This is a genomic window from Pseudomonas fluorescens (assembly GCF_019212185.1).
Classification (GTDB): domain Bacteria; phylum Pseudomonadota; class Gammaproteobacteria; order Pseudomonadales; family Pseudomonadaceae; genus Aquipseudomonas.
Window position 1 is genome coordinate 5,172,893 of record NZ_CP078138.1, and the last position, 24,145, is coordinate 5,197,037.

Here is a 24,145-nt window from a genome sequence, read left to right on the forward strand (position 1 = left end):
GCTTCTGTGTAATAGCGCCTACTTTGCGCGCTTTTTGTAGCAACACGCCCTACACAATAAGACCTTAGCGGACATACAAGCCATGAACAAAAATCTGCGCTTCAGCCACAAAATCCTGCTTGCCGCCGCCCTTATCGTCATTGCTGCGTTCACCACGTTTACGCTGTACAACGACTATTTGCAGCGCAACGCCATTCGCCAGGACCTCGACAATTATCTGACTGAAATGGGCGACGTCACCGCACGCAACATTCAGACCTGGCTGACCGGGCGCATTCTGCTGGTGGACAACCTGGCTCAGAACATTGCCATCAACGCCGACGACAGCCACGTTGCCGACTTGCTTGAACAGAAAGCGCTGACGTCAACCTTCATGGCCTCCTACCTGGGTAACGCGGGCGGCAGCTTCACTATCCGCCCGGATGTGAAAATGCCCGACGGTTTCGACCCACGTTCCCGGCCCTGGTACAAAGGCGCCGAACATAGCGCCAGCGCCACGTTGACCGAACCCTACATCGACGCCGCCACCGGCCAGACCATCATTTCCATCGCCAGCGCCTCGAAAAAAGCCGGACAAAGTGTCGGCGTGGTCGGCGGTGACCTGAGCCTGCAAACCCTGATCGACAACCTCAAGGCCGTGGACTTTGGTGGCATGGGCTATGCGTTTCTGGTCAACGCCGACGGCAAAATCCTGGTGCACCCGGACAAATCGCTGGTCATGAAGCCCCTCAGCGAGGCCTATCCGCAAAACACCCCGCGCATCGGCAGCGAGTTCACTGAAGTCGAAGTGGACGGCAACACGCGGATTTTCACCTTTAGCCAGATCAAGGGCCTGCCTTCGGTCAACTGGTACATCGGTCTGTCCGTAGATAAGGACAAGGCCTACGCGATGCTCAGCGAATTCCGCGCCTCAGCCATCATCGCCACCATTATCGCCGTGGCAGTGATCATTGCCCTGCTGGGCATGTTGATCCGCCTGCTGATCCAGCCGTTGCACGTCATGACCCGGGCCATGCAGGACATCGCCGATGGCGAAGGCGACCTGACCCGCCGCCTGGCCATCCAGAACCATGATGAATTCGGCACCCTGGGCATTGCCTTCAACCACTTCGTCGAGCGCATCCATGGCTCGATTCGCGAAGTCTCTTCGGCCACCGAGCATGTCAACGAAGTTGCCCTGCGGGTGGTCAGCGCCTCCAATTCATCGATGCTTAACAGTGACGAACAGGCAAGTCGCACCAACAGTGTTGCCGCAGCGATCAATCAACTGGGAGCCGCCGCCCAGGAAATCGCCCGCAATGCCGCGCAAGCCTCGCACCAGGCCAGCGATGCGCGCAGCCTGGCCCAGGACGGCCAGCAAGTGGTTGATCGCAGCATTGCCGCGATGAATCAACTGTCGGCCATGCTCAGCACCTCCAGCAGCAATATCGAGTCGCTGAACAGCAAGACCGTGAACATCGGGCAAATCCTCGAAGTCATCACCAGCATCTCCCAGCAAACCAACTTGCTGGCGCTCAATGCGGCCATCGAGGCGGCGCGCGCGGGTGAGGCTGGACGCGGCTTCGCCGTGGTCGCAGATGAAGTGCGCAACCTGGCACACCGCACCCAGGAGTCGGCACAACAGGTGCAGACCATGATTGAGGAGCTGCAAGTCGGTGCCCGCGAATCGGTCAGCACCATGGGCGACAGCCAGCGTCACAGCCAGGACAGTGTGGAGATTGCCAACCTCGCCGGCGAGCGTCTGAACAGCGTGACCGTGCGCATTGGCGAGATTGACGGCATGAACCAGTCAGTCGCGACCGCCACCGAGGAACAGACCGCCGTGGTGGAGTCGATCAACATGGACATCACCGAAATCAACACCCTGAATCAGGAAGGCGTGGAAAACCTGCAGTCGACCTTGCGCGCCTGCTCAGACCTGGAGCAGCAAGCGTCGCGACTCAAGCAACTGGTGGGCAGTTTCCGCATCTAGGGCTTTTTCGGTTCAGGGGCGTCCGGCTTGGCCGCCTCCTGCAATTGCTGCCAAAGTTCGGCCGCTCCGGGGAAGTCGGTGCCATCGTCACCGCTCAGGTCGTCGGGATCGTAACGGCTCAGGCAGCCCTCCCCCAAGGTAGCCGGGGCCTTCGAGGTGGCTTTATCCAGTGGATCGTTCATGGTCTACGCCTTGAAACGAAAAAGGGCCTCAAGCGTACAACGCTTGAGGCCCTTTGGCATGTCAGCGACGACTCAGAACACCACGGTCTTGTTGCCATGCACCAGGACGCGGTCTTCCAGGTGATAACGCAGGCCACGGGCCAGTACCATTTTCTCGACGTCACGACCGAAGCGCACCATGTCTTCGATGCTATCGCTATGGCTGACGCGGACCACGTCCTGCTCGATGATCGGGCCGGCATCCAGCTCTTCAGTGACGTAGTGGCAGGTTGCGCCAATCAGCTTCACGCCGCGCATCGAGGCCTGGTGGTAAGGCTTGGCGCCGACGAACGACGGCAGGAAGCTGTGGTGAATGTTGATCACCTTGTGTGCGTACTCGGTGCACAGTTCCGGTGGCAGGATCTGCATATAACGCGCAAGCACCACGACTTCGGCATCATGTTGCTTGACCAGGCGCGAGACCTCGGCAAATGCCGGTTCTTTATTCTGCGGATCGACCGGCACGTGGTAGTAAGGAATACCGTGCCACTCGACCATGCTGCGCAGGTCGTTGTGGTTGGAGATCACACAGGAGATGTCGCAGTCCAGTTCATCACTGTGCCAGCGGTGCAGCAAATCCGCCAGGCAATGGGATTCACGGCTGGCCATCAAGACCACGCGTTTTTTCTGCGCGGTGTCGGTGATGCGCCAGTTCATCGAGAACTCTTCAGCGATAGGGGCAAACGCCTCACGAAACGCTTCAAGACCGAACGGCAACGAGTCGGCACGAATTTCGTGACGCATGAAAAACCAGCCACTTTGGGTGTCCGAGTGATGGCTAGCTTCAGTGATCCAGCCATTGTGTGATGCCAGAAAGTTACTGACCTTGGCAACGATGCCAACGCCGTCCGGGCAAGCAATCACTAGGCGAAAAGTGCGCATGGGGGGAGAACTCCAGAACTTCACAAAGGCGGCCATTCTAGCGATTACGCAGCGAAACTGCAGTATCCCTGAGCAATCAACACCGTCGCCCCTCCATGGCTACGCCCTGTGCCCGGGGTTAATTCCGAGTCAATCATCGAAATTATCAAGCAAACGCTATTGAAAAAATGTCAGCTAGCGATCTGTAAATAACTGTGATGAACTGTGCAATATTTAAACTACCCGCCTATTTTCAGCTGTTTGACTCTAGATGATTAAATAAAACACGGTTTAATGTTTACTTGATGAAACACCCTGACTATTATTGCGCCACTGTCCCCTGCCACCCAGCGCCCACATAAGGTAGTCCTCATGTCCCTGATCAACGAATACCGCGCCACCGAAGAAGCTATCAAAGAGCTGCAAGCCCGTTTGAAGAACCTGTCCCAAGACGACAAACTGCAAACCGAGCTGGAATTCGAAGGCAAACTGCGCACCCTGATGGGTGAATACTCCAAATCCCTGCGCGACATCATCGCGCTGCTGGATCCGGAAGCCAAAGTTAAAGCACCACGTGGCGCTGTGAAAACTACCGGCACCAAGCGTGCGCGCAAGGTTAAACAATACAAAAACCCACACAACGGCGAAGTCATCGAAACCAAAGGTGGCAACCACAAGACTCTGAAAGAGTGGAAAGCCAAGTGGGGCGGTGACGTGGTTGAAGGCTGGGCAACCCTGCTGGGCTAAGCCGTAACGCGACTCGCAGCTTCACTTGCGAACAAAAAACGCCAGCGATCGCTGGCGTTTTTTGTTAGGTTTAATTCAACATATTTCGTCCGTGTATTTCACAATCCCAGACGATTGCGCACTCCCTCCACGTATTCGCGCCATTCATTCAATACTCCAAGTCCCTGCTCCGTCGCATTAATCGAACACTCAGCGGCGGCCTCATCAAAGTCCTGCAGGGTATTCGGAGCGCCCCACTGAGCGTCCGTCAGGCGCTGTTGGCAGAACAGTGTCCAGCGCGCATTCTCCTCATCACTCAGGGTCTCGGGAAAGTTGCGTGCTCGATATCGAAATAACAGTTCCGGCAATCGCTCATCATCGAACGGCCATTGTTCTCGCACCAATTGCATCGGTTCAGCCGTTCTCACTTGCTCGCATAAACGCCGATCACGATCGCCAATGAACCCGTCGTATAACTGTTGCTCAGGATCGTCACTCGGGACGAATTCTTCCGCGGCATAAATCGCCTGGACTTTCGCTTGCCAGACTTGTTGTGCGTCACTAAGCCGCAGCGCCCGCGCCTGATACAGCGGCATATCCAACTTCAGGCGCTGCTGATCTTCCCCGCGCAACACCGATAAAGGTGCCACCACCGGGCAGCGATTGATATGAATCAGTTTGAGCGGCACCGGCAACTCGCCTTGCGTCAGGTTTTCATGGCGGGTGTACAGGCGCTGACGTAGCGTTGCGGCATCTTCTTCAAGCAACCCCTGGGGATCCAGGTGCAGATCACAGACAATCAGCGCGTTACGATTGCGCGGGTGCCAGGCCAGCGGCAGTACGACGCCGACGTAGTGGCGAGCCGCGGAGAAACGACCGGATATATGCACCAGCGGCTGCAACAAACGAATCTGATCCATGACTTTCTGTTTGCTGCGCAAGGCGAACAACCAGTCATAGAGTTTGCGCTGCTTCTCGCGGATCAGTCGCGCCAGGGCAATGGTGGCACGCACATCGGACAACGCATCGTGGGCCTGTCCATGGTCAAGCCCGTTGGCAGCCGTCAGGCGTTCGAGCTTCAAGGTCACCCGGCCGTCATCCTCGGGCCAGACGATACCGTCGGGCCGTAGCGCGTAAGCGGCACGCACCACATCAATCAGATCCCAGCGACTGTTACCGCCCTGCCACTCTCGTGCATAGGGGTCGAAAAAGTTGCGGTACAGGCTGTAGCGGGTCATCTCATCATCAAAACGCAAAGTGTTGTAACCGGCGCCGCAGGTCCCGGGCGCGGCCAGTTGCGCATGCACCCGGGTCATGAAATCCGCTTCGCACAGGCCCTTTTCGGCCAGGCGCGTCGGGGTGATCCCGGTGATCACGCAGGCGGCCGGATGCGGCAGGATGTCGTCACTGGGTCGACAGTAGAGATTGACCGGGGCCTCGATCTCGTTGAGTTCGAGGTCAGTGCGAATGCCGGCCATTTGCAGCGGTCGGTCGCAACGCGGGCTGATACCGGTGGTTTCGTAGTCGTACCAGAAAATGGAAGTCACGGGCTGTTCCTGAACTTGAGACCGGCGAAGTCTAGGCGCTCACACCGGGTGCCGACCAGTCATGCTGTTATTCAAGCACCGATGGTTGTTACTGGGTGCTACATAGATATGTCGTTCCCCGGAACGAAGACTGCTAGCATCGGCCCTACGTACGTGACCATCAGGCCCCTCACCAGGCAGCCAATGACTCAGACTTCAGCACCGCCAAGGAACGCACCGCTGCCCCCGCCACTGGATACCCGCTACCAGGTCGAAACGCCCGAAGGCATCGACCTGCCATTGCGTCCGGCGGGGTTGTTGCCGCGTGCCCTGGCATTTGCCATCGACCTGGGACTACGCGCCCTGATCCTGGGGCTGCTGTTCGTGACCCTGGCGTTTTTTGGCAAGGTCGGCGTGGGCCTCGGCTCGCTGCTGCTGTTTGTTCTCAGTTGGTGGTACATGGTGTTGTTCGAGGTCCTCAATCAGGGCCGCTCGCCGGGCAAACAGTGGATGGGACTGCGGGTCGTGCAGGACGACGGCACCCCCATTGGCTGGTCGGCTTCGCTGATCCGCAATCTGCTGCGCTTCGTCGATATGCTGCCCTTCGGCTACAGCCTCGGCGCCATCAGTTGCCTGCAGCACCCGACCTTCAAACGCCTGGGCGACATTGCCGCCGGCACCCTGGTGATCTATCGCGAACAAGCCGTAACGCGCCCGCCGCTACCGGCTGCAATGCCCCTGCGGGCACCTTTCAATCTGAGCCTGGCTGAACAGCGCGCCGTATCGGAATTCGCCGAACGCCAGTCCCAGCTTTCCGCTGAGCGGGTGCAGGAACTCGCCGCATTGCTGGCCGAGCCGTTGAAGGTCAGCCCACCGCGCGCGGTTGCCGAACTCAACGGTATTGCCCTGGGTTTGCGAGGACCGGTATGAAACAGAGCCAGTTCGAGAGCCTCCATCAGCCGCAGTGGGACGCGTATCGCCAAGATCTCGATCTGCTGGAGCGCGGCAAGGCCAGCGCCGAGCACGCCCGCTCATTCCCCAGGGACTATCGGCGCCTGTGCCAGCACCTGGCCTTGGCACAGGAGCGCGGGTACAGCACTTGCCTGATCGATCCCTTGCAGCAACTTGCACTGCGTGGACACCAGTTGCTCTACCGCCATCGCAGCAGCGTGCGGGCTCAACTGCTGGCGTTTGTCCTCGCCGACTTCCCACGTTTGGTGCGTGAGTCATGGCCCTTCGTACTGGTGGCGGGACTGTTGTTCTTCGGCTCACTGCTGGGCATTGCGCTGTTGGTCTACCTGTTTCCCGACCTGATCTACAGCCTGTTACCGGTCGAGCAGGTGGGCGAAATGCAAAGCATGTACGACCCCGCCGCCGGGCACCTGGGCCGCGATATGGAGCGTGCGGCGAGTGATGACTGGATGATGTTCGGCTACTACATCATGCACAACATCGGTATTGCCTTTCAGACCTTCGCCAGCGGCCTGCTACTTGGGCTTGGCAGCGTGTTTTTCCTGATGTTCAACGGTCTGCTGATTGGAGCCATCGCCGGCCATCTGACCCGCATCGGCTTCGGCGAAAACTTCTGGTCGTTCGTCATCGGCCATGGCGCCTTCGAACTCAGCGCCATTGCCATAGCCGGCGCGGCCGGCCTGCAACTGGGGTGGTCGTTGATTGCTCCCGGTCGCCTCACACGCGGCGAGGCCTTGCGCCTGGCTGCGCGCAAAAGCGTCCTATTGATGTGCGGCGTGATGCTGTTGCTGTTGATCGCCGCCTTCATCGAAGCCTACTGGTCATCGCGCAACGCCACGTCCCCTCTCGCCAAATATCTGGTGGGGGCCACCCTGTGGGCACTGGTAGCGCTCTATCTGATTACTGTCGGACGGACACGCCATGCGCCTGAATGAGGCCCGCGTCGTCATCCGTCCGCGCTCGAGTTGGGAGGCCATGGACCTGGGGGTATTGCTCAGCCAGCGTCACCGACGACTGTTGATGGTCAGTTGGGCACTGATCACGTTGCCGGTATTCGCCCTGCTGACCTGCCTGTTCTGGAACTCCCCAGGCATCGCCCTGCTGATCTTCTGGTGGTTGAAACCTGCGTTCGAACGCCTGCCGTTGTACATTCTCTCCGAAGCCTTGTTCGGCCAGGCGCCCAGCGTGAAACAGGCATTGCGCCAATGGCCGCGACTGCTCAAACCGCAACTGCTCGCCAGCCTGACCTGGCGCCGCCTGAGCCTGAGCCGGAGTTTCTGCCTGCCGGTGGTTCAGCTCGAAGGTCTCGCCGGGCAGCCACGCCAGCAACGTCTGGCGGTCCTGCAACAACGCGATGGCGAGGCCGGGCGTTGGTTGACCCTCCTCGGCGCACTGCTGGAATCCAGCCTGTGGTTGGGCTGCATGGCCCTGTTCTACCTGTTCCTGCCCATGCAAATCGAACTGGATTGGGACTGGCAAACGCTAATCGACGCCAGCGAACAGGACTGGCTATGGCTCGAGCACCTGATCAACGGCCTCTATGCGCTGGTCCTGATCATCTGGGGACCGATCTACGTCGCCTGCGGATTCAGCCTGTACCTGAACCGCCGGACCGTACTGGAAGCCTGGGACATCGAACTGCAATTTCGCCGCCTGCGCCAGCGTCTCAGCGGCTTGGGCATCGCGCTGCTGGCGCTCGGCCTGCTGTGGCTGCCGATGCCGCAGGCGGTGTATGCCGACGAGCCTGACGCCCCAAGCGCCCCGCGCCTGCTCCAGCAGCCCCTGACCAGCCAGGCCGCCAGCCGTGACATCAACGCATTGCTTCAGGCGCCACCTTTCAAGAATTCGCAGACGATTACCCGCTATCGCTTCGGCGAAGAAGCCGCTGATCCAGTCGAAGACGCTCAGCCCCCGGCATGGCTCAAGGCACTATTGGAATGGTTCGACAGCCAGCGCTTCAAAGGGCTGGCCCAAGTCATCGAGGTGCTGCTATGGACCACGCTCGCGGGCTCGATTGCCTTGCTGATCTGGCACTACCGCGACTGGCTGCAGACCTTCGTCAGCCGCCGCAAGCCTCTTCACGCTCCGGGTACTTCGCCCTCACCCACCCAATTGTTTGGTCTCGATCTCGATCCCGAGTCACTTGCGCAAGACATCGCCAGCCAGGTCGAATCGTTGTGGCTGGAGCATCCCCGCGAAGCGCTCGGACTGCTCTATCGGGCTTTGCTCAGTCGCCTGCTGCACGACTTCGGTCTCCCCCTGAAAAGTGCCGACACCGAAGCCGAGGTCCTGGCGCGGGTCCAGCAGTTGCAGGACCCGGAGTTGCAGAACTACAGCCAAAGCCTGACGCTGCACTGGCAGAACATCGCCTATGGTCATCGTGTGCCGCCTGCGGCGCTGCAACAGCAACTCTGCCAGGGCTGGCGCGCATTATTTGACCCGCGAGCACAGCGATGAGTCGACGTCTGGCGGCTCTCGGCGTACTGATCGGCGCATTGCTCTGTGCAGTGGCAACGTACCTGTACCTGCACGCCACGCCCTATCAAGAAAGCATCGACCACGGTCCCTCCCCCGAAGCCCAGAACAATCCCTACTTGGCAGCCGAACGTTTTCTGCGCAAGCAAGGATTGAGCGTGCATCACGTCAATAGCCTGGACAGTCTGCCCACCCTGCAACCACGCCAGCACAGCCTGTTGCTGCTGGGCGAACGCGCCAACATGACCCCGGCCCAGGTCGATCAGGTGCTGGACTGGGCGCAAGATGGCGGGCGCCTGCTGTTTGTCGCCCAGGCCTTATGGAATGAGCAGACCGGCAACAGTCAGGACCTGCTGCTGGACCGGGTGCACGTGCAGCAGTTCATGAGCAAAGACCTCAAGGATGTGCCTGCCGAGGCAGCGAAGGACCGCTATCCGAACCTGACCAAACTTTATCTGGAAAACGAGGAGGCACCGGCCTACGCCGGCTTCGACCCGCAGTTCCACCTCGAAGACCCGCAAGACCTGGCACAGGCATGGGCCAACAGCGCCAAGGCCACACACCTGATGCAGTTGCCCTGGGGTGAGGGTTCGATCACCGTGGTGACCGATGCCGAATTGTGGAAGAACAGCGCGATCGGCCAATACGACAACGCCTGGCTGCTGTGGTACTTGTTCGCCGACACCGACGTCACGCTGTTATACGACATTGACCACGACAACTTGCTGAGCTTGCTGTGGCGTTATTTCCCCCAGGCCTTGGTGGCGCTGCTCGCGTTGATCGCTTTAGGGCTCTGGCACGCAGGCTGGCGCCACGGACCGGTGCAGCCCGCAGCACCCAAGGCCCGCCGCCAGTTGCAGGAACATCTGCGCGCCAGTGCCGATTTTCTCGTCCGTCGCGCCGGGCAACAGAGCCTGTTGCAGGGCTTGCAGCACGATGTGCTGCGACGTGCCAGGCAACGTCATCCAGGCATCGATCAACTCGACACGCCCGAACAGTGGCAAGTGCTCGCCCGCTTGACCGGGCACTCGCCCGAGAGCATTGCCCAGGCCCTCGGCCCGCCCCGTAAACGAAGGCTATCGAGCAGCGAATTCAGCCGCCAGGTGGCCCACTTGCAGAACCTCAGGAATGCCTTATGAGCGAACCTTCCGTACCTCCGAGCCCGTCCCATGCCGCGCAGCAACGGCGCCGGGCCAGTCAACTGGCGCAAGCCGTGCGCCTTGAGCTGAACAAGGCAGTGATTGGCCAGAGCAGCGTTATCGACGATGTGCTGAGTGCCTTGATTGCCGGCGGCCATGTGCTGCTCGAAGGCGTACCGGGTCTGGGCAAGACCTTGCTGGTGCGCGCCCTCGCCCGCTGCTTCGGCGGCGAGTTCGCACGGATTCAGTTCACGCCCGACCTGATGCCCAGTGATGTCACAGGGCATGCGGTTTACGACCTGCAGACCGAGCAGTTCAAGCTGCGCAAGGGCCCGCTGTTCACCCACCTGCTGCTGGCCGATGAAATCAACCGGGCACCGGCCAAGACCCAGGCCGCCTTACTCGAAGCCATGCAGGAGCGTCAGGTGACCCTGGAAGGCCGAGCCTTGCCCATCGCCCAACCGTTCATGGTCCTGGCCACCCAGAACCCGATCGAACAGGAAGGCACTTACCCGCTGCCGGAAGCCGAGCTCGATCGTTTCATGCTCAAAGTGCGCATGGATTACCCGGATGCCGGCCAGGAGCTGGACATGGTGCGCCAGGTCAGCCGCTCGACCCGTGCCGACATGCTCGACGTGCAGCCATTGCGCACGTTGCTGCAAGCCAAGGACGTCATCGCCCTGCAGCGGATCGCCAGCGAACTGCCGCTGGATGAGCAGGTGCTCGACTACGCCGTGCGCCTGGCCCGCACCACGCGCACCTGGCCCGGCCTGACCCTCGGCGCCGGTCCGCGAGCCTCCATTGCCCTGGTGCGTGTGGCACGGGCTCGGGCGCTGTTGCGCGGTGGCGAATTCGTCATCCCCGACGATCTCAAGGGCTGTGCCCTGGCGGTGCTGCGTCATCGGGTGCGGATTGCCCCGGAGCTGGATATCGAGGGCCTCGACGTCGACCAGGTACTCAGGCAGATGCTCGACCAGGTTCCGGCACCCAGACTGTGAGCGGGAGCCCTGAATCATGAAGCCCACGCGCCTATTGCTAATCTGGCTGGCCACGCTGCTCGGCCTGAGTATTGTGCAGGGAGCGCTCAGCGCCTTGGGCATCGACCTGGGGCCGAACCTGCAAGCGATCAATTGGGCGCTGCTGCTGGCGCTCCTGGTACTGGCGTTGCTTGATGCCGCGCGTCTGCTGCGTCGTCCTTCGCCGAGCATCCAGCGTCGACTGTCCGGCAGCCTGGCGCTAGGACGCTGGGCTGAGGTGCAGGTCAGCGTACAGCACGACTACCGGCAACCGCTGACCATCGAGCTGTTCGACCACGTGCCCGACGGCCTTGTGTTCGAGCAACTGCCACATGCGCTGGAGTTACAGCCGGACCAAATCAGTCAATTCAGCTATCGGCTACGGCCCTTGCGTCGTGGGCACTTCAGCTTTCTGCAGTGCGAAGTCAATGTGCCGGGCCACCTCGGTTTGTGGAGCGCCCGCCGCTATCTGCACGTCATTGACAGCACCCGTGTGTACCCGGACTTCGCTCATCTGTACGGCGCGCAGTTACTGGCGGTCGACAGTTGGATCAACCAGTTGGGGGTGCGCCAGCGCCAGCGACGTGGCCAGGGCCTTGAGTTCCACCAGCTAAGGGAGTTTCGCGAGGGCGACAGCCTGCGACAGATCGACTGGAAAGCCACCGCCCGGCAACGCACACCGATTGCCCGCGAGTATCAGGACGAACGCGACCAACAAATCATTTTCATGCTCGATTGCGGGCGGCGCATGCGCAGTCAGGACGGCGAGCTGTCGCACTTCGACCACGCCCTCAACGCCTGTCTGTTGCTCAGCTATATTGCACTGCGTCAGGGCGATGCTGTTGGTCTGATGACCTTCGCCAGTAATCAACCGCGATATCTCGCCCCTCTCAAAGGCCTCGGACAACTCAAATCTTTGTTAAATTCGACCTATGACTTGGAGAGTTGTAATCGCAGCGCCGACTATCAGGCCGCTGCTGTCGAGTTGTTGACCAAAGAAAAACGGCAATCACTCGTCATCATCCTTAGCAACTTGCGGAACGAAAGCAACGAAGACCTGATACTCGCCATAAATCAACTAAGAAAACAGCACTTTGCATTAATCGCAAGCTTAAGAGAGGACATCCTTGGGAAAACACTGGAACGCCCTGTGAACACACCACAAGAAGCACTCGAGTATTGCGCAACCGCAGACTATCTAGACACTCGCAAAACAACTCATGCAAAACTAAAGCTACAAGGCATAGCGATAGTTGACACCCAACCTGATAAACTTGGAGCGCACCTGACATCAAAGTACTTTAACTGGAAAAAATCTGGCACACTGTAACCCCCCTCTACAAAATATCAACTGAAGGAAATCACCAAACGGCATTTATCACAACTACGAACAACATGACACCCAAGCCAAGCATTTGCTCAGAGAAACACCACAAAGCAGGACCAATCAAATCAATACACTTTTGATGACCCACTCGTTATCGAGATTCGCGAAAGCGAAAATCAACTCACAGCAATAACCATGACACGCCAATATTGACAATCATGCAAATCTGCATCGATTGCAGCTCTGAGGCCAACCCGCGTAAGCCTCAGAACTGACCAAGCAGGAAGCTTACTAAGATCAGCCCCGGTCTACGAGGCGCACCTGCTGCCCCCAACTATCTTTTTCACCAACACCATTATTCGTTCCATCATACTCAACTCGGAAATTTACATACACACCGACCCCTGGTACAAGCTCAACATCTGCGTTCATAATAAGCAGATGCCAATTGTAATCCATGAGCATTGCGTCAGGCGAGTTCTTTCGCACTTCGGTACGACTGTAAAGCTTGAAGTCAATATTAGCCCTCGACCACACCTTATTAGTTGGCCGACTGGTCAAGTAATACTCCGTCGTCCGAAAATAAACTTTCCCCTCATAAAATCTGTACTGATACTTGATTTGCCCTCTCAATTCACCAACCCGCAGATGCTGGTGATTGAAAATATCGATTGGCACGCCCACCCAAAAATCTTCTGTGGCTTGAATACCTTCAATTTTTTCTCGAAAAGAACCATCGACAACCTCATCCACAAGAACAAACTGCGTAACATCCCTACGAATTACCTTCAGCTTGTCTTTCTGCTCTTTTGCGCCCCCTTTACAGCTTTCTTTATCGCACGACTTTACTTTTACGTTAACTTTAACTGAACGAGCCATCACCTTTACCCCTCAATTAACAAATCATTGAATTTGCAATTAAAAAATAACTGAAATAGCCGGCAACCGACCACTGTCAGAACTGACAGTTTTTTAGAACAAAAAGAAATAACAAAACCATCATTATCTAACGAACTAAAAACTTTTAGCTTGACCGTTCACCGCCCTACGTTCAGCCCTAAGCATTGATCCCATTCAAAGCCCTACAGCAAAACCTCATCGCGGTAACCCAAGGTCAGGCAGATAGGTAGGCTGCTTTGCTTTTTATGCGGAAGCCGACAAACTCTGAAAGCTGAAATACCGCTTCAACGCTTCTACCAACTGCGCATATTCCGGCGGGGCCTCCTGCAGGATGAATCCGGCGTCGTAATGATGGGGCGTGGCGTCTTCATGGCACCACTGGCAGCAGGCGCGCAGGTCGATCACCTGGGAGATGTAGTCGCTGGCCGGGATCTTCAGGCGCAAGTCAAAAACTGCGCCCACCATCATCGGCAAGTTGCTGATGAGCATCAAGCCGTCTTCGGAGACGTTGCCAATAAAGCCGATGGGTTTGTCCGTGACGCTGTTGAAGACTTTGAGAAAATACGGCAACTGGTGCCGCGCGATCCGGCGTTCTGTGAACATGTCGAATTTCGCTTTGCCAAGGCCCTTGAGCAGGGTCGCACTAATGCTTCGCAACGCACCGGCAGGGCCGGTTCGCTGTCCCCGATCACGGTGCGGACGTCCTGGAATTGCGCTCGCTTTGAAGCTGCCGGTCACGGGTAACGATAGCGCCTCAGGATCCACTCACTGAAACGCCACAGTCGAATGTTAGCTTATGTCTGCAACCCGGCCAGTTATCAAATGATAACCAACATCACAACGGCGCCGGGGTGCTCCTGGCGCTGCGCGGCGGATACCAGCCCAGCGACTGCAAGGTTTCCAGGCGGGCGCGGGCACGGTAGGCGTACTCGTTGTTCGGGTATTGGGCCATGATGAACTGGTAGGTCTGGGCCGCATCGACGTAGAGTTTCTGGCGCTCCAGGCACTGGCCGCGCAACATCGACACTTCCGGCTGAATATAGCGGCGCGAACGGCTGGTGCGATCGACCTGGGACAATTCGAGCATTACCCGCTCGCAGTTACCGGCGTCGTAGGCCCGATAGGCGGTATTCAGGTGATGGTCCATCGACCAACGGGTGCAGCCCACGACACTCAGGGCCAGGGCAGCTAAAAGCACGAATCGCATGAGGGTTCTCCTGTCTTGAAAGCTGTATCGACCCGTGGGCAAAAATCTTCAGTGCGGCGTGTTCAATAAAGAAACCAATAAGTAGTGCAAACGAACAATGACTACAACTGCGCAGCATAGTAGCCTCACTCAGCGCTTGAACTCAGGAGTCTTTGCATGTCCGTCCGTCGTACCAAAATCGTCGCTACCCTTGGCCCGGCCAGTAACTCGCCGGAAGTTCTCGAACAGCTGATTCTGGCTGGCCTGGACGTCGCCCGCCTGAACTTCTCCCACGGCACCCCTGATGAGCACAAGGCTCGCGCCAAGCTGGTCCGCGACCTCGCCGCCAAGCACGGCCGCTTCGTCGCCCTGCTGGGTGACCTGCAAGGCCCGAAAATCCGTATCGCCAAATTCGCCAACAAAAAGATCGAGCTGAAGATCGGTGATCAGTTCACCTTCTCCACCAGCCATCCGCTGACCGAAGGCAACCAGCAAGTGGTCGGCATCGACTACCCGGACCTGGTGAAAGACTGCGGCGTCGGCGACGAACTGCTGCTCGATGACGGCCGCGTGGTGATGCGTGTCGACACCGCCACCGCCACCGAACTGCACTGCACCGTAACCATCGGCGGCCCGCTGTCGGACCACAAAGGCATTAACCGTCGCGGTGGCGGCCTGACCGCTCCGGCCCTGACTGAAAAAGACAAGGCCGACATCAAGCTCGCCGCTGAAATGGAAGTCGACTACCTCGCCGTGTCCTTCCCGCGCGATGCTGCCGACATGGAATATGCCCGCAAACTGCGCGACGAAGCCGGCGGCACCGCCTGGCTGGTGGCGAAGATCGAACGCGCCGAAGCCGTGGCCGACGACGAAACCCTCGACGGCCTGATCAAGGCGTCCGACGCGGTGATGGTTGCCCGTGGTGACCTCGGTGTGGAAATCGGCGACGCCGAGCTCGTGGGCATCCAGAAGAAAATCATTCTGCACGCACGCCGCCACAACAAGGCCGTGATCGTTGCGACCCAGATGATGGAGTCGATGATCCAGAATCCGATGCCAACCCGCGCCGAAGTGTCCGACGTAGCCAACGCCGTGCTCGACTACACCGACGCCGTGATGCTCTCGGCCGAATCCGCTGCCGGCCAGTACCCACTGGAAGCCGTGCAGGCCATGGCGCGAATCTGCGTTGGCGCGGAAAAGCACCCGACCAGCAAGACCTCCAGCCACCGTATCGGCAAAGAGTTCGAGCGCTGCGACGAAAGCATCGCGCTGGCCACCATGTACACCGCCAACCACTTCCCGGGCGTGAAAGCGATCATCGCCTTGACCGAAAGTGGCTACACCCCGCTGATCATGTCGCGTATCCGCTCCTCGGTGCCGATCTACGCGTTCACCCCGCACCGCGAAGCCCAGGCTCGGGCTGCGATGTTCCGTGGCGTGTATACCGTACCGTTCGACCCGGCTTCCCTTGCACCGAACGAAGTCAGCCAGAAAGCCATCGACGAACTGGTCAAGCGTGGCGTCGTGGAAAAAGGCGACTGGGTCATCCTGACCAAGGGCGACAGCTTCCACACCACCGGCGGCACCAACGGCATGAAGATCCTGCACGTGGGTGATCCGCAGGTCTGAGTGATCGGTTGCTGAAAATCAAAAGCCCCGGCATGTGAGTGCCGGGGCTTTTTGCTATCTGATCCGTAAATCAGGTTGTCCGCGAAGAGGCCGGTCGAGGCACTGTAAATTCAGTGCCTTTTGATAAACCCGGTCAACGCCGCAATGGCCTCCGGAGACCGCAGGCGCTGGGTGAACAGCTTGCCCTCCTCCTCGACCACTTTACGCAACAATGCCTGGTCCGGCGCTTTCATCAACTGCTTGCTGATGCGCACGGCTTCCGGGGCCAGGGTTTCGAAACGCAGCGCCACTTCACGGGCTTTGGCCAGGGCTGCCTCGCCACTCTCCAGGGCTCGGGTTGCAATACCCCAGGCGGCTGCCTGCTCGCCAGTGAAAGCCTCGCCCAGCAGCAACAGTTCAGCCGCCTTGGCCTGTCCCAATAGACGCGGAAGGATCAGGCTGGAGCCGAACTCAGGGCACAGCCCGAGATTGACGAATGGCATACGCAATTTTGCATCGGCACTGATATAGACCAGGTCGCAATGCAGCAGCAGCGTTGTGCCAATGCCCACGGCGGCACCCGCCACACCGGCGATCACCGGTTTGCGGCACTCCAGCAGACTGCGCATGAATCGGAACACCGGGCTGTCGAGATCGCTCGGCGGTTCCTGGATGAAGTCGGCGATGTCGTTGCCGGCGGTGAAACATTCGGCACTGCCGGTGATCAGGATCGCGTTGATCTCGGGGTCATTGTCAGCCTGCTGCAGGGCCTCGCCCAGTTGGCTGTACATGGCGCGGGTCAGGGCGTTTTTCTTGTCCGGGCGGTTCAGGCGCAAGGTCAGCAGCCCGCGTTCGCGCTCCAGCAGTATGGCGTCGGTCATGGTGAGTCTCTTCAGAGAAAGTCAGCGTTCAACCACGGGGCAGGAACACGTCGGCCAGCAGTTGGTTGCGCGGCAACCCCGCCAGATACAAGCGCCGGGCAAAGGCATCGACACTGTCAGGGTGGCCGCAGAGTAAGGCCAGGGTTTGCCGGGAAACAAGGCGCAATTGCGCCAAAGCCGCCGCCAGCTCGGCCGCCGTCAGCAGTTCGACTGTCAGGTTGGGGCGATTGCCGGCCAGCGCCGCCAGCGGCTTGGCCAGATAGTGTTCGGTGCTGTCATGGGCCAGGTGCATCACCCGGATCGGCCCCTGGTGATCCTGGCGCAACGCCTCACGCAATACCCCGAACAACGGCGCCAGGCCCGTGCCCGAGGCGAGCAACCACAACGGCCGCTGCTGCCAGTCGGGATCGTAATGCAAGGCGCCGCCACGCAGCTCGCCAAGACGGATCGGATCACCGATCTTCAACTGGCGTGCGGCATCACTGAATGCACCCGGCAAGCGACAATCGAGGTGGAACTCAAGAAAACGGTCTTCCTCCGGCAGGCTCGCCAGCGAATAAGGGCGTGCCACCTGCCCCGCCCATAGCACCAGGTGCTGGCCAGCCTGATAGCGCAGCGGCCGTTCCGGCTGCAGACGCAGGCGCAGCACCGATGAGCTCAGCCAGTCCGCGGCCTCGACCACTGCGGGTGCGCCATCATGCAACGGATCGAACACCGCCACTTGCAGGTCGTCCACCACCTCGCACTGACAGGCCAGGCGCCAGCCTTGTTGGCGCTGTTCAGCACTCAGGGCATCCGGTCGACGGTCAATGACCTCTCCGCGCAAGCATTGCACCAGGCACGCGTGACAACTGCCCGCCCGACAGCTGTACGGCACGTTCAGGCCATTGCGGTTCAGGGCATCGAGCAGGTTGCCGCCGACCGCTTCGGTCCAGCGCCGCTCACCGACAATCAGTTCAGGCATCGACGTTTTCCCAGGCGGCGGCGCAACGATTACGGCCGTCACGCTTGGCGCGGTACAGCGCCTGGTCAGCTCGATGCAAGGCGTGATCCAGGTCATCACCTTCACTGAGCAGGGTCATGCCCGCCGACAGGCTCAGGTCGCGAACCCGCAGGCCAATCAGCTCGACATCGACAAAGGCCAGGCGCAGACGCTCGCAGCAAGCCGTCAGGCGCTCGGCATCACAATCAGGTAGTAACAACACAAACTCCTCACCGCCGTAGCGGGCCAACACGTCGCCCTCACGCAAACAGGCGCTGGCGACGCCCGCAAAGGCTTGCAGCACCTGATCTCCAGCGGCGTGGCCATGGACATCATTGATGCGTTTGAAATGGTCCAGATCGATCAGCGCCAGGCCATGGACCACGCCTGCGTCCAGGCTCTGCAATTCACGGGAGGCGAGGCGCAGGAAGTGCCGGCGGTTGAACAATCCGGTCAACTCATCGGTCGCCACCAGGTCTTCAAGTTGCCGCATCATCCCGCGCAATGTGTCCTGATGAGCCTGCAACGCAAACCGGCGCTGACGCATGCGCAAACGCGAAGCCTGCACGTAACTGGCATACAACGCCAGCCAGACAAGCACAATGAACAACACGCACACCTGCAGGACTGCCAGCCCCGGGTCGGCCAGTTGAAAGTGGTAGCCCTCCCAGAGGTTGAGCGCGGCAAAGCTGAAAAGCACCAGGGCCGCACTACGGATAAACGCGCGGCGCGGCAAATGAAACAGGCCGAACAACAGGATCAGCACGTAAAACACCAGGAAAGCGCCACGGGCCGAATCGAGGTGGGCAATCAGCCAGGTTTGCCAGCCTATCCCCAGCAGCACCTGGAGTTGGGTCAGGCTGGGATCGGCGAAGCGCAGGTTGCAACCGGTAAAGAAGATCGCAAACAACACCGACTGGCTGAGCACCACCAGCGCGGTGCCGACCATTGCGCTGCTGACCGAGCCCTGGAAATGGCCCGTAAAAACCGCCAGCCATAGCAGCAGGATCGCCAGCGCATAAGTGCCTGTCGCCAGAATAAAGCGCTTGAGCAATAGACTCTGGATCGCGTTATGGGTCAATCGATGACTCACCGTGCAGAGAGGGGGCTGACAAGAGTTTCCTACCCTAGAGGCCTTATGCCACTTTAGTGTTGCTGCTCGAAAATCACCATTCAAATTTTGTGGGGTTGCTAAAAGCTGCCCCGGTCCGGATATGCGACCTTCGTTTGACTGCCGGCGGATGTGCCCGGCGGCGAGGCGAGGTATACTGCCGCGCCTTTTTAGCGTCGCGCCAGCAACCCCGGCGTGCCTTGAAAGGTGTTTGCAGCCGACCGATGCACCCCACTGCAGACACCTTTATTAAATGTTCCCGTCTTTTAGAGGAGCGCGACTCATGACCGTGATCAAGCAAGACGACCTGATTCAGAGCGTTGCTGACGCCCTGCAGTTCATTTCCTACTACCACCCCGTGGATTTCATCCAGGCGATGCACGAGGCCTACCTGCGCGAAGAGTCGCCGGCAGCCCGCGATTCGATCGCCCAGATCCTGATCAACTCGCGCATGTGTGCCACCGGCCACCGCCCGATCTGCCAGGACACCGGCATCGTCACCGTGTTCGTGCGGGTGGGCATGGACGTGCGCTGGGATGGCGCGACCATGAGCCTGGACGACATGATCAACGAGGGCGTGCGGCGCGCCTACAACCTGCCGGAAAACGTCCTGCGTGCTTCCATCCTCGCCGACCCGGCGGGTGCTCGCAAGAACACCAAGGACAACACCCCGGCCGTCATCCACTACTCGATCGTCCCGGGCAACACCGTGGAAGTCGACGTGGCAGCCAAGGGCGGCGGTTCCGAGAACAAGTCGAAAATGGCCATGCTCAACCCGTCCGACTCGATCGTTGACTGGGTGCTCAAGACCGTTCCGACCATGGGCGCTGGCTGGTGCCCGCCGGGCATGCTCGGCATTGGCATCGGCGGCACCGCCGAGAAAGCCGCAGTGATGGCCAAGGAAGTGTTGATGGAGTCCATCGACATCCACGAACTCAAGGCGCGCGGCCCGCAGAACCGTATCGAAGAGATCCGCCTGGAGCTGTTCGACAAGGTCAACCAACTGGGCATCGGCGCCCAGGGCCTGGGTGGCCTGACCACCGTGCTCGACGTCAAGATCATGGATTACCCGACCCACGCCGCCTCCCTGCCGGTGTGCATGATCCCGAACTGCGCCGCCACTCGTCACGCGCACTTCGTGCTCGACGGCTCCGGCCCGGCCGAACTGGAAGCGCCGTCGCTGGACGCCTACCCGGAAATCGTCTGGGAAGCTGGCCCGTCGGCCCGTCGCGTCAACCTCGACACCCTGACCCCGGAAGAAGTGCAGAGCTGGCAGCCAGGCGAAACCGTCCTGCTCAACGGCAAAATGCTCACCGGTCGCGACGCGGCGCACAAGCGCATGGTCGAGATGCTGAACAAGGGCGAAACCCTGCCGGTGGACCTCAAGGGTCGCTTCATCTACTACGTCGGCCCGGTTGATCCGGTGCGCGAAGAAGTGGTTGGCCCTGCTGGCCCGACTACCGCGACGCGGATGGACAAGTTCACCCGCCAGATCCTCGAGCAAACCGGCCTGCTGGGCATGATCGGCAAGTCCGAGCGTGGCCCGACTGCGATCGACGCGATCAAGGACCACAAGGCGGTCTACCTGATGGCAGTTGGCGGTGCGGCGTACCTGGTGGCGCAAGCCATCAAGAAATCGCGTGTGGTGGCCTTCGCCGAACTGGGCATGGAAGCGATCTACGAGTTCGACGTCAAGGACATGCCGGTCACCGTTGCGGTGGACAGCAAGGGCGAGTCGGTGCACATCACCGGCCCGGCCATCTGGCAGCAGAAAATCAGTGAAAGCCTGGCGGTAGAAGTGCAGTAAGCGCTTCAACCCGTGGCACCGAAGCCGCGCTGTCTACCCGGACAGCGCGGCTTTTTTGTGCCGGATCGATTGCTCGGCACAAAGGTTACCGAATGGTTCAGGACTGCCGTGGAACAGGCTTTCATAAGGCCCTGCATGCTATGGTGCGCACCCTGACTTGCAGCCCGTGCCCACCGCATGCCGACCCTTTCTCGTTTCCTGCGCCTGTCGCTGTCTGTCCTGCTGATCGTGGCCGGAGCGGTGCTGGTGGCCATCCTCGCCATGCGCCATGCCGAACGTCAGGCACAGGAAGACGATGCCGAGCGCGCCAATCAGCAACTGGCGCTGTACGCCAACTCGTTGCACACCCTGATCGAACGCTACCGCGCCTTGCCGGCCGTCCTGGCCCTGGACCCGGAGTTGCGTTCGGCGTTGGCCGGCCCCGTGAGCCCGCCACAGCAAGACACGCTGAACGGCAAGCTGGAAAAGATCAACGGGGCGGCCGAGTCCTCCACCCTGGAACTGCTCGACCGCACAGGCCTGGCGGTTGCTGCCAGCAACTGGCGCCTGCCCAGCAGTTACGTCGGCCACAACTACGGCTTTCGCCCCTATTTCAATCAGACCCGCAGCCAGGGCAACGGACGCTTTTATGCCGTGGGCGTTACCAGCGGCATCCCCGGTTACTTTCTGTCCAGCGCCGTCCTTGGCGACAACGGCGAGTTTCTCGGGGCGATGGTGGTGAAGCTCGAGTTCCCGCAACTGGAGCGCGAATGGCGGCAGGGCAGCGATACCCTGCTGGTCAGCGATGCCCGGGGCATTGTGTTCATCGCCAATCAGCCCGGCTGGCGCTATCGTCTGTTACAAAGTCTATCGGATACCGACCGTGCCGAACTCGCCGCCACCCGCCAGTACGACAAACAAACGCTCACGCCTTTGAACCATGAGCTGATCCGACGGTTCGACGCCAACAGCTACCTGGCCCAGGTCGACGGCCCGGAAGGCGCGATGCCCTACCTGTGGGAATCGCTGCCGCTGAGCTCCGAAGGCTGGACCCTGCACCTGCTGCGCCGGCCCCAGGTGGCCTTCGAGGACCTGCGCAATGCCGGGCTGGCGGCCGCGGGCCTGTGGCTGACCCTGGTATTTCTGTTGTTGTTCCTCAGCCAGCGCTGGCGCCTCGCCAAGTTACGTCAGCGCAGTCGCGAAGAGCTGGAGCGCCTGGTCGAGGAGCGAACTCGGGATCTGCGCACCGCCCAGGACGGCCTGGTGCAGTCCGCCAAACTGGCGGCGCTGGGGCAGATGTCGGCAGCGCTGGCCCATGAGATCAACCAGCCGCTCACCGCACAGCGTATGCAACTGGCGACCTTGCGCCTGCTACTCGAGCATGGCCGGGTCGACGACGCGTATAAGGCATTGAAACCGGTGGATGACATGCTGACACGCATGGCCGCCCTCACCGGCCACCTGAAAACCTTCGCCCGCAAAAGCCCCAGCGGCCTGCGCGAACCGCTGGACCTGGCGGCGGTGGTCGATCAATCCCTGTTGCTGCTTCAGGCGCGCCTGCGTGATGAACAGATTGAAACCACCGTCTACCTGAGCCGTCCGGCCTGGGTGCGTGGCGATGCCATTCGTCTCGAGCAAGTGCTGATCAACCTGCTGCGCAACGCCCTCGACGCCATGCACGACAAACCGCTCAAGCGCCTGCAGATTCGCCTGGAGGCCGACCAGCAACTGTGGCGTCTGGAAGTCCGCGACAGTGGCGGCGGCATCAGCGAACAGGACCTGCCGAACGTGTTCGATCCCTTCTTCACCACCAAGCCGGTGGGTGATGGGCTAGGGTTGGGACTGGCCGTATCCTTTGCCATCGTCCACGAACTCGGTGGACGCCTGAATGCTGAAAATCGCGGTGACGGTGCCTGCTTCAGCGTCACGCTGCCCATCGACCTGGAGGCCCGGATTCAATGTTGAACTCAGTGATGGTGGTCGATGACGAGCGCAGCATTCGTGACGCTGTCGAGCAATGGCTGAGCCTGTCCGGGTTCTCGGTGCAACTCTTCAGTCGCGCCGAGGAATGCCTGGCGCAATTGCCGGAGAATTTCCCCGGGGTCATCCTCAGCGATGTGCGCATGCCAGGTCTTGGCGGCCTGGAGTTGCTGGCCAGGGTGCGAAAGCAGGATGCCGATCTTCCGGTGATCCTGTTGACCGGACACGGTGATGTGCCGATGGCGGTGGAGGCCATGCGCGACGGGGCCTATGACTTCCTCGAAAAACCCTTCAGCCCCGAGACCCTGCTCAACAGCCTGCGCCGGGCGCTGGACAAGCGCCGGCTGGTCCTGGAAAACCGCGCCCTGCATGAGCAGGCCGACAACCGCAACAGACTCGAGGCCAGCCTGCTCGGCGTATCCCCGGGTCTGCAGACCCTGCGCCGGCAAGTCCTGGACCTTGCCGCGCTACCGGTCAACGTGCTGATCCGCGGTGAGACCGGCAGCGGCAAGGAGTTGGTTGCGCGCTGCCTGCACGACTTCGGGCCTCGGGCCGACAAGCCCTTCGTGGCCTTGAACTGTGCGGCGATACCCGAGCAACTGTTTGAGGCCGAGCTGTTCGGCCACGAAAGCGGCGCCTTCACCGGCGCCCAGGGCAAGCGCATCGGCAAACTGGAGTACGCCGACGGCGGCACCCTGTTCCTCGACGAAATCGAGAGCATGCCGCTGGCGCAACAGGTGAAACTGCTGCGGGTGCTGCAGGAACAGAAACTCGAACGCCTGGGGGCCAATCAGAGCATCACCGTGGACTTGCGGATCATTGCCGCGACCAAGCCCGACCTGCTGGACGAAGCCCGCGCCGGACGCTTTCGCGAAGACCTGGCGTACCGCCTGAACGTCGCGCAATTACGTTTGCCGCCGTTGCGCGAGCGCCGCGAAGACATTCCCCTGCTCTACGCCCACTTCGCCCAAGCCGCGGCGCAACGCTTGGGGCGCAACGTCGAGCCCTTGGGCGGGGCGCAATTGAGCCGGCTGTTGAGCCACGACTGGCCGGGCAACGTACGCGAACTGGCCAACGTTGCCGAGCGACAGGTACTTGGCCTGGGTGAACCGGAACCCGACGGCATCGCTCCCGGCCAATCCCTCGCCGCCCAACAAGAGGCGTTCGAAGCGCAATGCCTGCGTGCGGCATTGACCCGGCACAAGGGCGATGTGAAATCGGTGCTCGAAGAACTGCAACTGCCACGCCGGACCTTCAATGAAAAGATGCAGCGGCATGGCCTGACACGCGAGATGTTCCTCAGCTGATTGATCGGCGGATTTCCGCTCATGCCCAAGTCACCAACAAGCGGATTTCCGCTCACCTGAACACCTTAACCCCTCTAAACCGGCCTTCTTAGAGTTGGCACAGCTCCTGCTATAGCCCCTGCAGGCTGCGCTTCTGCGCGCTCCACAAAAACAATGACACGAAGGATCC

The 24,145-nt window shown here is 60.2% G+C and carries 21 protein-coding genes and 1 pseudogene; 13 read left to right on the forward strand and 9 right to left on the reverse strand.

Annotation, left to right across the window (positions count from 1 at the left end; all coding sequences use genetic code 11):
• Positions 1 to 82: 82 nt before the first annotated feature.
• Both KW062_RS29340 and KW062_RS29345 read left to right on the forward strand, forming a co-directional pair.
• Positions 83 to 1,114, forward strand: a pseudogene (locus tag KW062_RS29340) (HAMP domain-containing protein); the annotation flags it as partial.
• A 93-nt stretch (positions 1,115 to 1,207) separates the two neighbouring features.
• Positions 1,208 to 1,972, forward strand: a complete 765-nt coding sequence (locus KW062_RS29345; protein WP_371321459.1) for a methyl-accepting chemotaxis protein — start codon at positions 1,208 to 1,210, stop codon at positions 1,970 to 1,972.
• On the opposite strand, the gene KW062_RS23175 is transcribed toward KW062_RS29345, so the two are convergent.
• Together KW062_RS23175 and purU are read right to left on the reverse strand one after the other, a co-directional pair.
• Positions 1,969 to 2,154, reverse strand: coding sequence for a hypothetical protein (locus KW062_RS23175; protein WP_027619803.1), 186 nt, complete (start codon positions 2,152 to 2,154; stop codon positions 1,969 to 1,971). The genes KW062_RS29345 and KW062_RS23175 overlap by 4 nt on opposite strands.
• 72 nt (positions 2,155 to 2,226) lie before the next feature.
• The gene (gene purU / locus KW062_RS23180; RefSeq protein WP_027619802.1) at positions 2,227 to 3,075 is read right to left on the reverse strand and encodes a formyltetrahydrofolate deformylase; all 849 of its coding nucleotides are present in this window, start codon (positions 3,073 to 3,075) and stop codon (positions 2,227 to 2,229) included.
• A 351-nt stretch (positions 3,076 to 3,426) separates the two neighbouring features.
• Here purU and mvaT point away from each other — a divergent pair, with 351 nt between their 5' ends.
• Positions 3,427 to 3,801: a histone-like nucleoid-structuring protein MvaT gene (gene mvaT / locus KW062_RS23185; RefSeq protein ID WP_027619801.1), complete on the forward strand. Its 375-nt coding sequence runs from the start codon at positions 3,427 to 3,429 to the stop codon at positions 3,799 to 3,801.
• A 98-nt stretch (positions 3,802 to 3,899) separates the two neighbouring features.
• Here mvaT and sbcB read toward each other — a convergent pair whose 3' ends face one another.
• Positions 3,900 to 5,327 (reverse strand): exodeoxyribonuclease I, encoded by a 1,428-nt coding sequence (sbcB, locus tag KW062_RS23190; RefSeq protein ID WP_105753876.1) that lies wholly within the window; start codon positions 5,325 to 5,327, stop codon positions 3,900 to 3,902.
• Positions 5,328 to 5,510: 183 nt separating this feature from the next.
• Here sbcB and KW062_RS23195 point away from each other — a divergent pair, with 183 nt between their 5' ends.
• The 6 genes from KW062_RS23195 to KW062_RS23220 are packed head-to-tail and all read left to right on the forward strand — an operon-like array spanning position 5,511 to position 12,238.
• Complete coding sequence (locus KW062_RS23195) at positions 5,511 to 6,236, forward strand: RDD family protein (protein ID WP_105753877.1); 726 nt, start codon at positions 5,511 to 5,513, stop codon at positions 6,234 to 6,236.
• Complete coding sequence (locus KW062_RS23200; protein WP_105753934.1) at positions 6,233 to 7,213, forward strand: stage II sporulation protein M; 981 nt, start codon at positions 6,233 to 6,235, stop codon at positions 7,211 to 7,213. Before KW062_RS23195 ends, KW062_RS23200 begins: the two co-directional genes overlap by 4 nt.
• Positions 7,200 to 8,735 (forward strand): DUF4129 domain-containing protein, encoded by a 1,536-nt coding sequence (locus KW062_RS23205; RefSeq protein WP_105753878.1) that lies wholly within the window; start codon positions 7,200 to 7,202, stop codon positions 8,733 to 8,735. Before KW062_RS23200 ends, KW062_RS23205 begins: the two co-directional genes overlap by 14 nt.
• Positions 8,732 to 9,892 carry a DUF4350 domain-containing protein gene (locus tag KW062_RS23210; RefSeq protein WP_105753879.1) on the forward strand — a complete coding sequence of 387 codons (1,161 nt, stop codon included), beginning with the start codon at positions 8,732 to 8,734 and terminating at the stop codon, positions 9,890 to 9,892. The genes KW062_RS23205 and KW062_RS23210 overlap by 4 nt, the downstream gene beginning before the upstream one ends.
• The gene (locus KW062_RS23215) at positions 9,889 to 10,890 is read left to right on the forward strand and encodes an AAA family ATPase (RefSeq protein WP_105753880.1); all 1,002 of its coding nucleotides are present in this window, start codon (positions 9,889 to 9,891) and stop codon (positions 10,888 to 10,890) included. Before KW062_RS23210 ends, KW062_RS23215 begins: the two co-directional genes overlap by 4 nt.
• Before the next feature lie 16 nt (positions 10,891 to 10,906).
• On the forward strand, positions 10,907 to 12,238 hold the full coding sequence (locus KW062_RS23220; RefSeq protein WP_105753881.1) for a DUF58 domain-containing protein: 1,332 nt from the start codon (positions 10,907 to 10,909) through the stop codon (positions 12,236 to 12,238).
• Positions 12,239 to 12,532: 294 nt separating this feature from the next.
• On the opposite strand, the gene KW062_RS23225 is transcribed toward KW062_RS23220, so the two are convergent.
• The 3 genes from KW062_RS23225 to KW062_RS23235 all read right to left on the reverse strand — a co-directional run bounded on the left by KW062_RS23225 (position 12,533) and on the right by KW062_RS23235 (position 14,342).
• Positions 12,533 to 13,114, reverse strand: a complete 582-nt coding sequence (locus tag KW062_RS23225; RefSeq protein ID WP_105753882.1) for a hypothetical protein — start codon at positions 13,112 to 13,114, stop codon at positions 12,533 to 12,535.
• 264 nt (positions 13,115 to 13,378) lie between these two features.
• Positions 13,379 to 13,738 (reverse strand): PilZ domain-containing protein, encoded by a 360-nt coding sequence (locus KW062_RS23230; protein ID WP_105753935.1) that lies wholly within the window; start codon positions 13,736 to 13,738, stop codon positions 13,379 to 13,381.
• A 232-nt stretch (positions 13,739 to 13,970) separates the two neighbouring features.
• Positions 13,971 to 14,342 carry a hypothetical protein gene (locus KW062_RS23235; RefSeq protein ID WP_105753883.1) on the reverse strand — a complete coding sequence of 124 codons (372 nt, stop codon included), beginning with the start codon at positions 14,340 to 14,342 and terminating at the stop codon, positions 13,971 to 13,973.
• 156 nt (positions 14,343 to 14,498) lie between these two features.
• On the opposite strand from KW062_RS23235, the gene pyk reads away from it, so the two are divergent.
• Entirely contained in the window at positions 14,499 to 15,950 is a 1,452-nt protein-coding gene (gene pyk / locus KW062_RS23240) for a pyruvate kinase (RefSeq protein ID WP_027619791.1), read from the forward strand.
• A 110-nt stretch (positions 15,951 to 16,060) separates the two neighbouring features.
• On the opposite strand, the gene KW062_RS23245 is transcribed toward pyk, so the two are convergent.
• From KW062_RS23245 to KW062_RS23255, 3 genes are read right to left on the reverse strand one after another with little or no spacing between them, the layout of a single operon-like run.
• Complete coding sequence (locus tag KW062_RS23245) at positions 16,061 to 16,810, reverse strand: enoyl-CoA hydratase (RefSeq protein WP_027619790.1); 750 nt, start codon at positions 16,808 to 16,810, stop codon at positions 16,061 to 16,063.
• Positions 16,811 to 16,838: 28 nt separating this feature from the next.
• Positions 16,839 to 17,774, reverse strand: coding sequence for an iron-sulfur-binding ferredoxin reductase (locus tag KW062_RS23250; protein WP_105753884.1), 936 nt, complete (start codon positions 17,772 to 17,774; stop codon positions 16,839 to 16,841).
• The gene (locus KW062_RS23255; protein ID WP_105753885.1) at positions 17,767 to 18,873 is read right to left on the reverse strand and encodes a GGDEF domain-containing protein; all 1,107 of its coding nucleotides are present in this window, start codon (positions 18,871 to 18,873) and stop codon (positions 17,767 to 17,769) included. The genes KW062_RS23250 and KW062_RS23255 overlap by 8 nt, the downstream gene beginning before the upstream one ends.
• 313 nt (positions 18,874 to 19,186) lie before the next feature.
• Between KW062_RS23255 and KW062_RS23260 the strand changes: the two genes are divergently transcribed.
• The 3 genes from KW062_RS23260 (at position 19,187) to KW062_RS23270 (ending at position 23,976) form a co-directional block, all read left to right on the forward strand.
• The gene (locus KW062_RS23260) at positions 19,187 to 20,710 is read left to right on the forward strand and encodes a fumarate hydratase (protein ID WP_027619787.1); all 1,524 of its coding nucleotides are present in this window, start codon (positions 19,187 to 19,189) and stop codon (positions 20,708 to 20,710) included.
• Positions 20,711 to 20,887: 177 nt separating this feature from the next.
• Complete coding sequence (locus KW062_RS23265) at positions 20,888 to 22,654, forward strand: sensor histidine kinase (protein ID WP_105753886.1); 1,767 nt, start codon at positions 20,888 to 20,890, stop codon at positions 22,652 to 22,654.
• Positions 22,648 to 23,976, forward strand: a complete 1,329-nt coding sequence (locus KW062_RS23270; RefSeq protein WP_105753887.1) for a sigma-54-dependent transcriptional regulator — start codon at positions 22,648 to 22,650, stop codon at positions 23,974 to 23,976. Before KW062_RS23265 ends, KW062_RS23270 begins: the two co-directional genes overlap by 7 nt.
• The last annotated feature ends 169 nt before the right edge of the window (positions 23,977 to 24,145 follow it).